This is a genomic window from Ruegeria sp. BJ5, assembly GCF_056537865.1.
In genome coordinates this window covers 206,310-219,685 of record NZ_JBQFSH010000003.1, presented here as the reverse complement: position 1 = coordinate 219,685, position 13,376 = coordinate 206,310, and the positions used below count along the sequence as shown (strand labels likewise).

Annotated in this window: 15 protein-coding genes; 9 read left to right on the top strand and 6 right to left on the bottom strand. The window is 64.0% G+C overall.

The window, feature by feature from the left end; genetic code table 11:
• From ACR0NY_RS11770 to ACR0NY_RS11755, 4 genes are all read left to right on the top strand, one after another.
• Positions 1–1,206 (top strand): metal ABC transporter permease, encoded by a 1,206-nt coding sequence (locus ACR0NY_RS11770; RefSeq protein WP_170360633.1) that lies wholly within the window; start codon positions 1–3, stop codon positions 1,204–1,206.
• Positions 1,203–2,132, top strand: coding sequence for a metal ABC transporter permease (locus ACR0NY_RS11765; protein WP_170341149.1), 930 nt, complete (start codon positions 1,203–1,205; stop codon positions 2,130–2,132). The genes ACR0NY_RS11770 and ACR0NY_RS11765 overlap by 4 nt, the downstream gene beginning before the upstream one ends.
• A 282-nt stretch (positions 2,133–2,414) precedes the next feature.
• Positions 2,415–4,277 carry a DNA mismatch repair endonuclease MutL gene (mutL, locus tag ACR0NY_RS11760; RefSeq protein ID WP_170341151.1) on the top strand — a complete coding sequence of 621 codons (1,863 nt, stop codon included), beginning with the start codon at positions 2,415–2,417 and terminating at the stop codon, positions 4,275–4,277.
• A gap of 57 nt (positions 4,278–4,334) precedes the next feature.
• Entirely contained in the window at positions 4,335–5,573 is a 1,239-nt protein-coding gene (locus tag ACR0NY_RS11755; RefSeq protein ID WP_170369126.1) for a DNA recombination protein RmuC, read from the top strand.
• A 3-nt stretch (positions 5,574–5,576) separates the two neighbouring features.
• On the opposite strand, the gene ACR0NY_RS11750 is transcribed toward ACR0NY_RS11755, so the two are convergent.
• The 3 genes from ACR0NY_RS11750 to ACR0NY_RS11740 are packed head-to-tail and all read right to left on the bottom strand — an operon-like array spanning position 5,577 to position 7,355.
• Positions 5,577–5,981, bottom strand: coding sequence for a hypothetical protein (locus ACR0NY_RS11750; RefSeq protein WP_170369127.1), 405 nt, complete (start codon positions 5,979–5,981; stop codon positions 5,577–5,579).
• Between the two features lie 56 nt (positions 5,982–6,037).
• The gene (locus ACR0NY_RS11745; RefSeq protein ID WP_170369128.1) at positions 6,038–6,688 is read right to left on the bottom strand and encodes a ChrR family anti-sigma-E factor; all 651 of its coding nucleotides are present in this window, start codon (positions 6,686–6,688) and stop codon (positions 6,038–6,040) included.
• A 10-nt stretch (positions 6,689–6,698) separates the two neighbouring features.
• Positions 6,699–7,355, bottom strand: coding sequence for a sigma-70 family RNA polymerase sigma factor (locus ACR0NY_RS11740; RefSeq protein WP_170369129.1), 657 nt, complete (start codon positions 7,353–7,355; stop codon positions 6,699–6,701).
• Positions 7,356–7,505: 150 nt separating this feature from the next.
• Here ACR0NY_RS11740 and ACR0NY_RS11735 point away from each other — a divergent pair, with 150 nt between their 5' ends.
• From ACR0NY_RS11735 to ACR0NY_RS11715, 5 genes are all read left to right on the top strand, one after another.
• On the top strand, positions 7,506–8,276 hold the full coding sequence (locus tag ACR0NY_RS11735) for a DUF1365 domain-containing protein (protein ID WP_170369130.1): 771 nt from the start codon (positions 7,506–7,508) through the stop codon (positions 8,274–8,276).
• 87 nt (positions 8,277–8,363) lie between these two features.
• Entirely contained in the window at positions 8,364–8,681 is a 318-nt protein-coding gene (locus tag ACR0NY_RS11730) for a DUF3775 domain-containing protein (RefSeq protein ID WP_093964170.1), read from the top strand.
• A gap of 91 nt (positions 8,682–8,772) precedes the next feature.
• Positions 8,773–9,846, top strand: coding sequence for a hypothetical protein (locus ACR0NY_RS11725; protein ID WP_170369131.1), 1,074 nt, complete (start codon positions 8,773–8,775; stop codon positions 9,844–9,846).
• 121 nt (positions 9,847–9,967) lie between these two features.
• Positions 9,968–10,195: a DUF1127 domain-containing protein gene (locus ACR0NY_RS11720; RefSeq protein WP_170360650.1), complete on the top strand. Its 228-nt coding sequence runs from the start codon at positions 9,968–9,970 to the stop codon at positions 10,193–10,195.
• 50 nt (positions 10,196–10,245) lie between these two features.
• Positions 10,246–10,449 carry a DUF1127 domain-containing protein gene (locus tag ACR0NY_RS11715; RefSeq protein WP_093964173.1) on the top strand — a complete coding sequence of 68 codons (204 nt, stop codon included), beginning with the start codon at positions 10,246–10,248 and terminating at the stop codon, positions 10,447–10,449.
• An 82-nt stretch (positions 10,450–10,531) separates the two neighbouring features.
• Here ACR0NY_RS11715 and ACR0NY_RS11710 read toward each other — a convergent pair whose 3' ends face one another.
• The 3 genes from ACR0NY_RS11710 to ACR0NY_RS11700 are packed head-to-tail and all read right to left on the bottom strand — an operon-like array spanning position 10,532 to position 13,362.
• Positions 10,532–11,674, bottom strand: a complete 1,143-nt coding sequence (locus ACR0NY_RS11710) for a saccharopine dehydrogenase family protein (protein WP_170369132.1) — start codon at positions 11,672–11,674, stop codon at positions 10,532–10,534.
• 3 nt (positions 11,675–11,677) lie between these two features.
• Positions 11,678–12,733, bottom strand: coding sequence for a saccharopine dehydrogenase (locus tag ACR0NY_RS11705; RefSeq protein WP_170369133.1), 1,056 nt, complete (start codon positions 12,731–12,733; stop codon positions 11,678–11,680).
• 14 nt (positions 12,734–12,747) lie between these two features.
• Positions 12,748–13,362 (bottom strand): glutathione S-transferase family protein, encoded by a 615-nt coding sequence (locus ACR0NY_RS11700; protein WP_170369134.1) that lies wholly within the window; start codon positions 13,360–13,362, stop codon positions 12,748–12,750.
• Positions 13,363–13,376: the final 14 nt, after the last annotated feature.

The following is a 13,376-nucleotide window of genomic DNA, read 5'->3' as shown; positions in this document are numbered from 1 at the left end:
ATGCTGTGGGACGCTCTGACCCTGCAATTGGGGTACAACGCCACCTTGGTTGCCATCGGGGCCACGCTGCTTGGTTTTTCGGCTGGCGTGACAGGCACCTTTCTGTTTCTGCGCAAGCGAGCGCTGGTCAGTGACGCCATCAGTCACGCGACGCTTCCGGGCGTCTGCATCGCCTTTATGGTTTTAGTGGCGCTGGGCGGAACCGGGCGAAACCTGATCGGACTGCTGTCCGGTTCCGCGATTTCGGCCGCCATGGGCCTTTTGTGCATGAATTGGCTGATCCGCCGCACCCGTCTGGCCGAGGACGCGGCGATCGGGGCGGTCCTGTCGGTCTTCTTCGGCTTTGGTATCGTTCTGCTGACAATCATCCAGACCATGGGAGTGGGCCGACAGGCCGGGCTTGAGGGGTTCTTGCTGGGCTCGACGGCCGGGATGCTGTGGTCTGACGCTCTGATCATCGCGATCGGCGGCGCTGCAACGCTGCTGCTCGTCATGATCATCCGCCGCCCCATGATGATGGTGGCGTTCGATTCCGAATATGCGGCCGCCTTGGGGCTGCCAGTGCATCGCATCGACCTTGCGATGATGGGACTTGTCATGGCGGTCACGGTTGTCGGGCTGAAGATCGTCGGATTGATCCTGATCGTGGCTTTGCTGATCATACCCGCCGTCACGGCGCGGTTCTGGTCGGACCGGTCCGACCATGTGGTGCTGTTGTCGGGGGTCATTGGTGGGTTGTCGGGCTATCTGGGTGCGGCGGTGTCCGCCTCGGCGCCCAACTTGCCGACCGGACCGATCATCGTCCTGTTCAGCTTTGGCTTTTTTGTCGTATCGCTGTTTCTGGCTCCGGTGCGCGGCGTATTGGCCGCAATCGTGCGGCATCTGCGGTTCCAGCGGCGGGTTCACATCCGACAGGGGTTGCTGGCGCTTGCACAAGGCCAGAACATCTATGAGCCCTACACACTTCGCCTGCTGCGTCAGGCCGGACTTGCCCGGCCCGACGGGGTGGCTACGGATGCCGGCAGAGCGCAGGCGGCCAAGGCGCTGCGCGACGAGAAACGCTGGGAAATCGTACGCGCCGACAATGCGCACGAGGCAGCCGCCGCCCTGTATGACGGGTTACGCGACATCGAAACGGTTCTGACCCGGGACCAGATCGACGACATCGACCGCCGCATCGGCAGACCACGGGAGGTTCGCCCATGAGCGGTGAAGAATTCGTTCCCTTGTCCCTGACGCCGCTGCTGATCGGGACCTTCGCGGCCATCGCCTGCGCATTGCCAGGAAACTTCCTTGTGCTCCGCAAACAGGCGCTGATCGGCGACGCCATCAGCCATGTGGTTCTGCCCGGAATCGTCGTGGCCTTTCTCGTCACCGGCGCGATCTCGACCTGGCCGATGATGCTGGGCGCCGCCGGCGCGGCGGTTGTCGCCGTTGTGCTGATCGAGACCATCCGGAGGCTGGGCCAAATCGAACCGGGCGCCGCAATGGGAGTCGTGTTCACCACCATGTTTGCCGGAGGGGTGCTGCTGTTGGAGCAGACCGACACTTCGAGCGTTCATCTGGATGTCGAACACGCACTCTATGGGAGCCTGGAAAGCCTGATCTGGCTTGACGCGACTGGCTGGTCCTCGCTGCTGGATCCGGTCGCGCTGGCCGGCCTGCCACCCGAGCTTGCTCGGATCGCCCTGACCCTGGTGGGTGTCAGCCTGTTCGTCTGGCTGTTCTGGCGGCCGCTCAAGATCTCGACCTTCGACGAAGGCTTTGCCCGGACGATCGGAATTCGAACCGGGGCGCTGGGAATGGCGCTGGTGATTGCGGCGGCGATTGCAGCCGTGGCCGCGTTTGATGCCGTCGGCTCGATCATCGTGATCGCAATGTTCATCTGCCCGCCGGCCGCCGGCCGGATGATGACCGACCGGCTTGAGACCCAGATTGCCTGGAGTGTTGTCTTCGCCATCCTGTCCGCCGTGTCCGGCTATGTCCTGGCTGGTTATGGCCCGCTGTGGTTGGGCGGATCGGACGCCGTCAGTGCGGCCGGGATGATTGCCACCATGTCCGGCCTGATTCTGGCTGTCGCGGCCGTGTTTGGCCCCTGCCGGATGCGCGCAGCGGCGCCGGGTCCGGGCTGATCCGGCGTGTTCCCGCCACCGGCTCGGGTCGGTGATCGGCCAAACTTTGCCCACCAAACGGGGCAAGCGAACCTTAAGCAGATTTGTCCAACGCACCGTGTTAGACACCGCGCCATTACACAGTTAATGACCACCACTCACCACGGATCGTCCGGGCAATCGTGAAACTCTTGGCAACCAATTCGGGTTGCGCATCTCGATTGGCCGGGCGATCCGACCCCCTAGACCAAAGCAGCGTAAACCGGTGGCAGAATCGCGTGCGATTGTGCTAGGTCTAGCGGTATGGCGCAGGCAAACCCCAATATCAGCGAAAATCGCTCGGTAATCCGGCAACTCGACGAGGCCGCGATCAACCGCATCGCCGCGGGCGAGGTGGTCGAACGCCCCGCTTCCGCCGTCAAGGAACTGGTGGAGAACGCGATCGACGCCGGAGCGACCCGGATCGCCATCGACATCGCCGACGGCGGCAAGACCTTGATTCGCGTCACCGACGACGGGTGCGGCATCGCGCCCGAGGATCTGCCGCTGGCCCTGTCGCGCCACGCGACCTCCAAGATCGACGGGTCCGACCTGCTCAACATCCACACCTTCGGGTTCCGCGGCGAGGCGCTGCCCTCGTTGGGCGCGGTTGGGCGTCTGACCATCACCAGCCGCGCGCCGGGGGCCGAGGCGGCCCAGATCCGCGTCGCCGGCGGCAAGATGGAAGGCGTCAAGCCCGCCGCCCTGCGGGCGGGCACCGTGGTCGAGCTGCGCGACCTGTTCTATGCCACGCCCGCGCGGCTGAAATTCATGCGCACCGACCGGGCCGAGGCGCAGGCGATCTCGGACACGGTCAAGCGGCTGGCCATGGCGGAACCCTCCATCACCTTCACCCTGCGCGATGTCTCGGGCGGGGGCGAGGGGCGCGTGGTGTTCCGCGCCGACCGCGAAAACGGAGACCTGTTCGACGCGCTGCACGCCCGGCTGGCCCGCATCCTGGGGCGCGAGTTTGCCGAGAATGCCTTGCGGATCGACGCCACGCGTGAGGGGATCAGGCTGTACGGATATGCCGCGCTGCCGACCTATTCGCGCGGCGCGGCGGTGGCGCAGTTCCTGTTCGTCAACGGCCGTCCGGTGCGCGACAAGATGCTGACCGGGGCCTTGCGCGCGGCTTATTTCGACTTCCTCAGCCGCGACCGGCACCCGGCGGCGGCGCTGTTCATCGACTGCGAGCCAACGCTGGTGGACGTGAACGTGCACCCCGCGAAATCCGAGGTGCGGTTCCGCGATCCCGGCGTGGCGCGGGGGCTGATCGTCTCCAGCCTGCGGCACGCGCTGGCCGAGGCGGGGCACCGCGCCTCGACCACCGTGGCCAACGCGACGCTGGGTGCGATGCGGCCCGAACCGGCCCCGGTGGCACCCGCGCGGGTCTATCAGATGGACCGGCCCTCGCCCGCGACACGGGCCATGGCCTATCAGGCGCAGGCACCTGGCTTTGCTGATCTTGCCAATGCCTACAGCGGCAGCGTGGTCGAGCCCGTGGCCGAGCCCGCCTCTGCGCAGCCCGACCAGACACCGCCCGAGCATCTGCCCCTGGGGGCCGCGCGCGGGCAGGTGCATGAAAACTACATCATCGCCCAGACCGCCGACGGCATGGTGATCGTGGACCAGCACGCCGCGCATGAACGGCTGGTCTATGAGAAACTCAAGAAGCAGATGGCCGAGAACGGCGTGGCCGCGCAGGCGCTGCTGATCCCCGAGATCGTGGAACTGTCCGAGGGCGACTGCGCCCGCCTGCTCGCGGTGGCCGACGACCTGTCGCGCCTGGGTCTGACCATCGAGCCCTTCGGCGGCGGAGCGTTGGCGGTGCGCGAAACCCCGGCCATTTTGGGGGAGGTCAATGCGCGGGCGATGATCCTGGATATCCTGGACGAGCTGGCCGATCAGGGCGAAAGCCAGACGGTGCAGGCGCGGATCGAAGCGATTCTCAGCCGCGTGGCCTGCCATGGCTCGGTCCGCTCGGGCCGCCGGATGCGCGCCGAAGAGATGAACGCCCTGCTGCGCGAGATGGAGGCGACGCCCCATTCGGGCCAGTGCAACCACGGGCGGCCGACTTACGTGGAACTGAAGCTGAGCGATATCGAGCGCTTGTTCGGCCGCAGTTGATCCGACCGCCGGTCGGCGGTAGAAAAGAAGAAACAAAACAAGAACGCGCAGGTTGAGATGATAGAAATCGCAGGCACCCAATATTCACTGAACGATCCCATGGTGATGGCCGCCCTGATCGGGGCGGGGGTGGTTCTGCTGATCCTCGTTCTGCTGTTCCTGGCCCTGCGCGCGGCCAACCGCTCGGCCCGGATGGCCGAGCCGCTGGCGCAGCAGCTGGCCTATCTGGGCCAGCATGTGCAGCAGTTGGGGCAGGGGCAGGAGCAATTGCGCGGCGGGTTGCAGCATGTCTCGGACACGCAGGCCAATGCGCAGGTGCAGGTGATCCAGACGGTCGAGGCGCGGCTGTCGGCGGTGCAGCAGCAGATGAACGACCGGCTGGCCGACAACGCCATGAAATCCGCCCGCGCGCTGGCTGAGATGCAGGAGCGGATGAAGGAAACCCTGCATGGGTCGTCGAAGCAGACAGCGACCTCGCTGACCCAGCTGCAAGAGCGTCTGGCCGCCATCGACAAGGCGCAGGACAACATCACCAAGCTTTCGGGCGACGTGCTGTCGCTGCAGGACATCCTGTCGAACAAGCAGACCCGCGGCGCCTTCGGCGAGATCCAGTTGAACGACATCGTGTCCAAGGCGCTGCCCTCGGACAGCTATGTGCTGCAGGCGACCCTGTCGAACGGCAGACGCGCCGACTGCCTGATCCGCCTGCCCAACCCGCCGGGGCCCATCGTGATCGACAGCAAGTTCCCGCTGGAGGCCTATGAGGCGTTGGTGGGCGCCGGCAATGACATGGAGTTGAAGGCGGCGGTGCAGATGTTCCGTAGCACGGTGCGCAAGCACATCACCGATATCTCGACCAAGTACATCCTAGACGGCGAAACCGCCGACGGGGCGCTGATGTTCCTGCCCTCCGAGGCGGTCTATGCCGAGTTGCACGCCAAGTTCCCCGAACTGGTGCAGGAGAGTTTCTCGAAACGGGTCTGGATCGTCTCGCCGACCACCTGCATGGCCACGTTGAATACGATGCGGGCGATCCTCAAGGACGCGAGGATGCGCGAACAGGCGGGCGCGATCCGCAAGGAACTGGGCATGCTGCACAAGGATGTCGAGCGTCTGGGCGACCGGGTGGCCAATCTCGACCGGCATTTCGGGCAGGCGGCCAAGGATATCTCGGAAATCAAGATCAGCGCCGAGAAGGCCGGTCGCCGCGCGCAGCGGCTGGACAATTTCGATTTCGAGGAACTGGCCCCCGAAGACCGCGCCAACGTGGTGCCGCTGGGCAAGTCCGAGGGCTGAGGCCTACTGGATCGACAGGTCCAGATTGTAGCCGACGGTCTTGCCGGTATCGCGGTCGTTGCCCATCAGGTAGACGCGGATGGTATAGTCTCCGTCCTCGGGAAGGGTGATGCGGGCTGTGTTGCCGTCGATCGAGCCGTTGTAGATCGCGACCCCGTCGCTGCCCGGCGGCAGGATGTTGAAATAGGCTACGCCGCTGCCATTGGTTTCGCTGACCTGAAGCTCGGCAAACAACTCCTGCCCGCCCTTGGCGCCCAGTACGTAGTCGAAGTATTCATCACCCGTAACGGTGCCGTTGACCATTGTGCCAAAATTTCCGGGCTGGAATTCCACCTCGGCTGTCCTTTGGGCCGATGCGGGCACGGCCACAACGGCAATGAACAGGGCTGCCAGAGCTTGTTTCAACATTCTGAATATCCTCCCGGTGATTCCCGGCAACAAGCCTAGCACAAACGAGGGACCGTTCAGATTCGCAGGAAGGGCTGCACCAAACGTGGGATCAGGCTGTTGAACTTCAGCGGAGCGTCGGTCACCGCCAGGCAGATGCAATCCTCGGACATGTCTGCCACGGGCGTATGTTCCAGGTCTTCGTCTGCAATCTCGACGTCGCCGCGGGCGAAATGATCCACCTCGTCGGAAAACGCGCCTTGCAGAACCATGGTCAGTTCCATGCCCTTGTGGCCGTGGTCCGGTACCGCGGCACCGGCCGGAATGAACAACAGGCGCGCCGTGGCATCGCGCGAGGTTGGCAGAATGGCCTGCTTGACGCCCATGCCAATCGGCTTCCAGCGGATGCTGTTCACGTCACCGCCGACGTAATCCTGCAACGGGGCCGGCAGCACGTCGCATTTCGCGCGCGCGGGCTTGGGGGTCGGCGCACCCTGCGCGATCAGAGCCATTGTCGACGACAGCGCATCTGCGGACAAAGGCGCGGCTTCGACCTGGTCCTCAAGCATGTGTCCGCCCACCGCGTCGTAACTCTCGGCGCGGGCGCGACAACGGTCGCACAGGGACAAGTGGGTCGCGACCATCAGGTCGAACGCTTCGGGCAGTGTGCCCGAGGCGTAGGCCATCAGCAGGTCGTCCGTCAGGTGATGTTTGATCTCGTTGCTCATCTCTATCATCTCAGTTCATCGCGTGGCGCAAGCGGTCCAGCGCCAGCCGTATTCTCGATTTGATGGTGCCCAACGGAAGCCCGGTCTGCGAGGCGATCTCGCGATGGCTCAGGTCACCAAAATATGCCTTCTCTATCAGTTCCCGCTGTGCCTCGGGCAATTGCAGCAGGGCCGTCTTCAGTTGCGCCGTTTCCTGTTGCAGCGCGATTACGTCTTCCTGTTCGGGTTCCGCTTCGGGACCCCATGTCAGTTCTTCCGGTTCAGGACGCCGCTGTTTGCGAATGGCGTCGATGCGTTTGTTCCGCGCGATCGTAAAGACCCATGTCGCCACGGTAGCCCGTGACGGATCAAACAGATGCGCCTTGTGCCACAACGTGGCCATGACTTCCTGCGCACATTCCTCGGCCAACGTCGCGTCCGAACCCGACCGGATCAGGAACGCTTTGACCCGAGGGGCAAAGTGCTGGAACAGTTCGGCAAACGCCGCCTGATCCTGCGACTGCCGGATGCGTTGGACGTGGGACACCCACTCGCATCTTGCCGCGCCATTGTTCTTCGTACCGTTCACCGACGATCCCTTGGTTCGTTTCGTGCCGCGCCCAGCCGGCCGCGCCGCCGGGGCGGTCGCGACATCGTCCTGAACAACGGTGTCCATCTCGGTAAACATAACTGTATTACGCTGCCGCACCCAAGTCGGATCACGCCTGACCGAGATTTTTGATCCGGTCGCGCGTTTTTTTCGTATCATGACCATGGATGTTCGCTGAAAAACCCAGCCGATCCAGAATGTTGACCGCCAGAAAAGATCAGTCCGCCCATGCCAGAAATCGACTTCGTTCCGGCCCATACCTTTCACGGACGGAAAGGTGCGATCGAGAACGCCTTTCGCTACTCGGTCGACTACATCCTGCTGGATCCCGAACAGGCATCGGAAACGCCCGCGTTGTTTTCGGTGGATAAACCCAACCTCACCGGCTGGCGGACCCGCGATCACGGAGGGGAGCCCGGTGTTGGTCGGGGTGCCCCTTGGCTCCGCGACAGTCTGCGGGCGATGCAAATCCCCCAACCCGCGCAGGTTCTGCTGCTGACCCAGCCCAGAGTGCTGGGCCATGTATTCAACCCGGTCAGTTTCTGGTTTTGCCTGAATGACGCAGGCGCACTGTTTGCCGTGGTGGCCGAGGTCACCAACACTCATGGAACGCGGCACAGCTATGTCTGCCACAAGCCGGGGTTTGACGTGATCGCTCCTTCTGACCGGATTTGCGCGACCAAGGTCATGCATGTCTCGCCCTTTCAAAAGATCGAGGGCACCTACACTTTCCGGTTCGACCTGCGCCCGGATCGGGTCGGGGTTTGGATCGACTACGGCCGCGACGGGGGCGGTTTGATTGCCACGCTCACGGGCATCCGGCAACCTCTCACCAATGGCGCGATCCTTCGTTCGCTGCTGCGACGCCCGTTTGGCGCGCGGCGGGCGGTTGCATTGATCCACTGGCAGGCACTGAAACTGTGGGTCAAGAAGGCCACCTTCCGACCGTTCCGCACCGCACCGGTGCCATCTCACCCCGTCTCGCGCCCGCACGAGTGACGATCTGCAGTTTGCGCAAGATCAAGGACGCAGGCGCTGTGCAATGGTTGAGATGGACTCCAATTGCGGACAGAGGAGTTGAAACCAATGCTGGAAATCTCGCCAACCAAAGTCGCCCAGGTCGCCATGATGGGCCGCGAACTGGATCGCGCCGAGGGCGAGCTGCGAGCTTTTATCGATCGCATGGACGAGGACGAGCAAGCCGAGTTGGTCGCGATCATGTGGATTGGACGTGAAAGCTTTTTCCCGGACGACCTCAGCGAGGCGATCGCTACGGCCAAGGCCGAGGCATCGACGCCATGTGCCGATTACCTGATCGGCACGCCGCATCTGTCGGATCACCTTGAGAACGGGTTGGACGCGTTGGGCATCTCGGCCGAAGATGTCGAGAACGACCTGATGTAGACTTGGTCGCCCGCACGGTGTTTCTGCGCTATGCTCCGGGGCAGAGGGCGCCGTGTATGGCACAGCGCCCGGTCCACAGCAGGGGCGCCAGATGCCGCGGATGTTGAAGACGATATTGGTGTTGGCCCTTATGGCCGTTCCGGCGTGGCCGCAGCGTCCGGCGCGGGCCTGCACTGTTTGTCTGTCGCTTCCCGAAAACTCTCTGGCCGACCGGTTGTTGTCTGCTTCGGTCATCGTTCTGGCCGCGCCCGCGCCCGACGACCCGTTCCGCTATGCACCCGTCGGGTTGCTGAAAGGCAGTTGGGACGAGGTTTCGAACCTCCCCCAGATACCGTTTCTGGTGGACAGCAGCACGCGGAATGCCCTGCGGGCCGATCCTGACCGGGTGGTCCTGATGATCTATGGCCCAGGCAGCCGGGACAAGGCCGGGCGCGCCTTTGATCAGTCCTGGACCAAGGGGTTTCTGATGACGCCGCAGCGGTCCGGTTTTGTTGTCGAGGTACAGGCGCAAGGCCAAGGCTGGCGGTTGGACGGATCCCGATCCGCCGAGCGCGCCGCGTTTTTCGCCGTCTATCTGAGTTCCGGTGACCGGTTGTTGCGGAACACCGCTCTCATCGAACTCCACCGGGCACCCTATGCGGCTGTCCGCGACCTGCGCGATGCTGCTGCAACTCCGGATCTTCTGCGCGATTTGCGGAGCCTGAATCGCGTAGCCTATGCCCCGGCAACGATCCGGCTGCTGGGCCTGCAATCTGATCCGGCCGCGGCAGAGGCGGTGCGCGCAGTCTATCCAAAGGCGGTCGCCACCGGAGGGTTCAACCTGCGCGAATGGGCGCTTGCCGGTATCGAAATTGACGGCGACCAAGCCCTGAATACGATCAAGGAGGCTCTGACCGCCAGCCCGCTTTCTCCAAAGGATCGCCGGGCGATCATCGCGGCGCTGATCGACGGCGGCGATGCGATGCCGGAACACCGCGGGAAGATCCTGGATATCTTTGCCGGTGAGATAGCGCGCGACCAAAGCACGGCCGGGCAGATCGCCCTGGCCACGCGCGATTGGGGGGATGATACGCTTGCCCCTGCGCTGCGGGCGCTTCTGGCTGACCCGCAGATCGACCCCGCCACCGCCTTCGCCATCCGGGTGGCCCTGCCATCCGGTCAGTGACCCCGCCCACCCTTACGTTAGGTTAACAAAGCTTAATCCGTTGGTCCGGAACCGTTAATGCGGCGTCCTTTTATCTGATGACAGTACTGCGATGCAGTTCGGATTTCAGGAGGACAAACCAATGGCAACCGCACAAACCACACAGTCGAACCACAGCCTGTTTCATGACCTTTTTGCAAAATACGCCGAGGCCAAGACCGAACGGTTTCGGAAGCAGATCTTTGCGAAGACGGTCCGTGACCTCGAACGCCTGAGCGACCAGCAGCTGCACGATATCGGCATCACCCGCTCAGACATCCCCCAAACGGCCTATCAGAGCGTCTATCAGCGCGCCGCGTTGACGCAGTAACCGGGGCCGCGCCCCACCAGGACACCGGCCAAACAGGGAGGAAACAGCCGATGCTCGACACAATGCAACCGACTCAACAACCCTGCCCATCCGCCAGCGCGCTGCTACTGTTCGATCGCGCCATGCGCATCCGGGCGGTCAAGGATGACATCGTACGCGCGGCGCAACATCTGAGTGGTCTGGATGACCGGCAGCTGTCCGAGCTTGGCATCAACCGCAGCGATCTTGAGGAAACGATCGAGCGCTACATCTGAACCACAGGCGCCGATCGAACGGTCGGTCACAATACCAGAAAAAAGCCATTCCGGTGCGTCCGGAATGGCTTTTTTGGTTGGTTCAGGCCAAGTGGTCGACCACCTGCAGGTGCTGTGCCAGCTTGTCGATCTCGGCCATCCAGGCCTGAACCAGTTTCGGATCGCTGGGCGCGGCATGGACACCGGCGGGAATGGCGCGGTCCTGCACCGCCTCGACCGCCAGCGAAACCGGGATCGACACCAGACGCGCCATCGCGCTGCCGCGCGCGTCGCCCCAGGCATCCATCACGTAGGTCTTGTGCCAGACGGCCTTGCCATCCTTCTCGGCCTTCAGCCCGACACAGAGCACGACGCGGTCCGGCTCACCCTCTTCATAGGCGTTCTCGGCCCAGAACTGGTCGGACATTTCCTTGAGCCGGGCATCGCCCTCGGGGCCTTCCAGCGTTTCGATCTCGCGGAACACGTCCGACCAGGCATCCGACCAGCCGTTCAGCCGCAGGGTGCCGCGGACGAACTCCTTGACCGGCCAGTGCTCCTCGAAATGGTACTGCTGCATGAAGGGGATTGAATCGCGGTTCGGATAGACCTCGAAGCTCTCGGGCGTGGGAAGCGGCGCGACATAGGTGCTGATCGCGTCCCAGGGCCGGGCCACGTCCAGCGGGGCATAGTCGCGGATCGACCGCGAGGGCGAACGCAGCGCCTTGAGCACACCCAAGGGCGACCAGCTGAACTTGTAGCGGAACGGGTTGGGGTTCTTGGGGATGCCGCCGCAATAGGAAATGAAGCTGAGGTGGTTTTCCGGGTCGAAGGCGTCGGACGCGCGGTAATCGTCCACCAGCGCATGGGCCATCAGGTGGTCGATGCCCGGGTCCAGCCCGACCTCGTTGACCAGCGCGACGCCGGCCTCGCGGGCTTTGTCGTTCAGCGCACGCATCTCGGGCGCGATGTAGGAGGACGAGACGAAATGCGCGCCCTTCTCGATCGCCAGTTCCGCCAGCGGCACGTGCCAGTCGCCCGGCAGCATCGAGACGATCACGTCGCCCTTTTCCAGCACCGCGCCCAACGCATCAATGTCGAAGGCCCGGATGTCGTCGGTCAGGTCACCGACCTCGGCGCGGGCCTTGTCGACGGTCCGGTTCCAGACGGTGACCTTGTGGCCGGCCTCGATCAGGCGGCGCAGGCCGGGGATGGCCGACAGGCCGGTGCCACACCAGTGAATCGTCATGGCTCAGATCCTTTCGATATGGGATTTGAAGGTGTCCTCGGCCCGCGCCCAAACGCCCGAGGTCAGGTCGGTCAGGGTCAGCAACGAGGGCAGAAGCTGCGCGGCGTAGTCTTCCGAGCTTTCGACCGGCAGCATCGAGGGCAGGTTGTCGATGGCCATGACGTCGAGAACCGGGTCGGTGGCCACGCGTAGGGCGGGTTCTTCCCAGGTTGTGGCGCGGTCATAGACCGGCACCGGGTTGTAGTCGCTGTCGGGGTCGCAGGCCACGTCGCCGATGGCGGTCAGCTTGCGCGGGGCATTCAGCGCCTCGCGCGGGACAAAGACCGGGGTGCCGGGGCGCGCGAAGATGCAGTTGAGGAAGATGTCGTTTTCGAGGATCTCCGGGAACGGCCCGCCATCGGCGGTTTCGGCCATGTCCCATTTGGTCACCTCGACCCCCATCGCCTCGCACAGATCGGACGCGCCGGTGCCGACCCTTCCAAGCGCGCCGATGACGATGGCGCGGGGGCGGGGAGCGCCAGTGGCGTCCAACTCGGCCAGAAGTTCGGCGTTCAACGCGTCCTTGCCGGGATAGACGCCGACGGGGCCGCAGATCTCGCCGCGTTGCTGCGCCGCCCAAGTCTTGAGCGTGACCGCCGCGCCGGCATACCCGGCCCAATAGCCGAAGGCCGCGACCCGCCGCCCGGTCTCGTCCACCAGGTATTCCAGGTCATACAGCGTGCCACCACCGGCCTTGAACCGCTCCAGCAGCTTGCGGCCCGAATGCTGGCCCTTGAAGGCATGGCCGAACATGATGTGGCGATGCGGCAAGGGCGTGCCGTCCTCGGGCAGTTCCTTCAAGCCGAAGATGACCGCATCCAACGGCGCATCCGGCCACGAGTTCTCCGGCGCGATCTCACAGCCCGCGTCGCGGTAGCCGTCGATCGGGATGGCGCGGACATGGCTTTCCTCGACCGTCACGCGGATGCCCGCCGCGATCAATTGCGCCGCGCCTCCGGGCGTCAGCCCCACCCGTTCCTCGTTCGGGCGTTGTTCAGCCCGGACCCAAAGATGTGTCATGCGATGTCCTTTTGTCAGAGCATTCCGGCGGCCCGTACCGCCTGAACCGAGGGTCGGGCCTCCATCGCCGCGCGGAAGGCCTGGATCTTGGGAAAGGTCGTGACATCGACCCCGTCACCTTCCAACCAGCTGCAAACCACGTAGAGATAGGCGTCAGCCAGCGAGAATGCCTCGCCCAAAACAAGCGGGCCGCGCAGCCCGTTTGACGAGATGTAAGCGCAGGACTCGGTCATTGTTTGGGCCACCTTGTCCTTCATGTCCTGCCAGCTGGACTCCTGATCCGCCCAACGGTGACCGCGCATCTTGTGCGCATGGTTCACATGCATAGTCGAGGCCAGGTAGTGCATCACCTCGCGCATCCGAGCGGCCAGGACCGGATCGTCCGGAACAAGCCCGGCCTTCGGGGCCTTGGCTGCGATGTATTCAAGCAGAGCGCCGGTTTCCGTCAGAATGCCACCATCGACCACCAGAGCGGGAACGCGGCCCTTGGGGTTGATCTGCTTGTAGGCCGCCGTCGTCTGCTCGCCCGCAGCGAAGTCCAGTTTAATCGCCTCATAATCCAGACCGGCCTCCTCCAGCGCGATGACGACGGCGATCGAGATAGTGCGGGGTGCGTAGTAGATCTGCATCTGGGACCTCCGAT

What these genes read in the sequence shown, in the direction of transcription:
- ACR0NY_RS11750 (WP_170369127.1), bottom strand. Translation starts at nt 5,981, where the DNA reads ATGTTGAAACAAGCTCTGGCAGCCCTGTTCATTGCCGTTGTGGCCGTG.
- ACR0NY_RS11715 (WP_093964173.1), top strand. Translation starts at nt 10,246, where the DNA reads ATGCTCGACACAATGCAACCGACTCAACAACCCTGCCCATCCGCCAGC.
- ACR0NY_RS11765 (WP_170341149.1), top strand. Translation starts at nt 1,203, where the DNA reads ATGAGCGGTGAAGAATTCGTTCCCTTGTCCCTGACGCCGCTGCTGATC.
- ACR0NY_RS11755 (WP_170369126.1), top strand. Translation starts at nt 4,335, where the DNA reads ATGATAGAAATCGCAGGCACCCAATATTCACTGAACGATCCCATGGTG.
- mutL (WP_170341151.1), top strand. Translation starts at nt 2,415, where the DNA reads ATGGCGCAGGCAAACCCCAATATCAGCGAAAATCGCTCGGTAATCCGG.
- ACR0NY_RS11710 (WP_170369132.1), bottom strand. Translation starts at nt 11,674, where the DNA reads ATGACGATTCACTGGTGTGGCACCGGCCTGTCGGCCATCCCCGGCCTG.
- ACR0NY_RS11770 (WP_170360633.1), top strand. Translation starts at nt 1, where the DNA reads ATGCTGTGGGACGCTCTGACCCTGCAATTGGGGTACAACGCCACCTTG.
- ACR0NY_RS11705 (WP_170369133.1), bottom strand. Translation starts at nt 12,733, where the DNA reads ATGACACATCTTTGGGTCCGGGCTGAACAACGCCCGAACGAGGAACGG.
- ACR0NY_RS11725 (WP_170369131.1), top strand. Translation starts at nt 8,773, where the DNA reads ATGCCGCGGATGTTGAAGACGATATTGGTGTTGGCCCTTATGGCCGTT.
- ACR0NY_RS11700 (WP_170369134.1), bottom strand. Translation starts at nt 13,362, where the DNA reads ATGCAGATCTACTACGCACCCCGCACTATCTCGATCGCCGTCGTCATC.
- ACR0NY_RS11720 (WP_170360650.1), top strand. Translation starts at nt 9,968, where the DNA reads ATGGCAACCGCACAAACCACACAGTCGAACCACAGCCTGTTTCATGAC.
- ACR0NY_RS11730 (WP_093964170.1), top strand. Translation starts at nt 8,364, where the DNA reads ATGCTGGAAATCTCGCCAACCAAAGTCGCCCAGGTCGCCATGATGGGC.
- ACR0NY_RS11735 (WP_170369130.1), top strand. Translation starts at nt 7,506, where the DNA reads ATGCCAGAAATCGACTTCGTTCCGGCCCATACCTTTCACGGACGGAAA.
- ACR0NY_RS11745 (WP_170369128.1), bottom strand. Translation starts at nt 6,688, where the DNA reads ATGAGCAACGAGATCAAACATCACCTGACGGACGACCTGCTGATGGCC.
- ACR0NY_RS11740 (WP_170369129.1), bottom strand. Translation starts at nt 7,355, where the DNA reads ATGTTTACCGAGATGGACACCGTTGTTCAGGACGATGTCGCGACCGCC.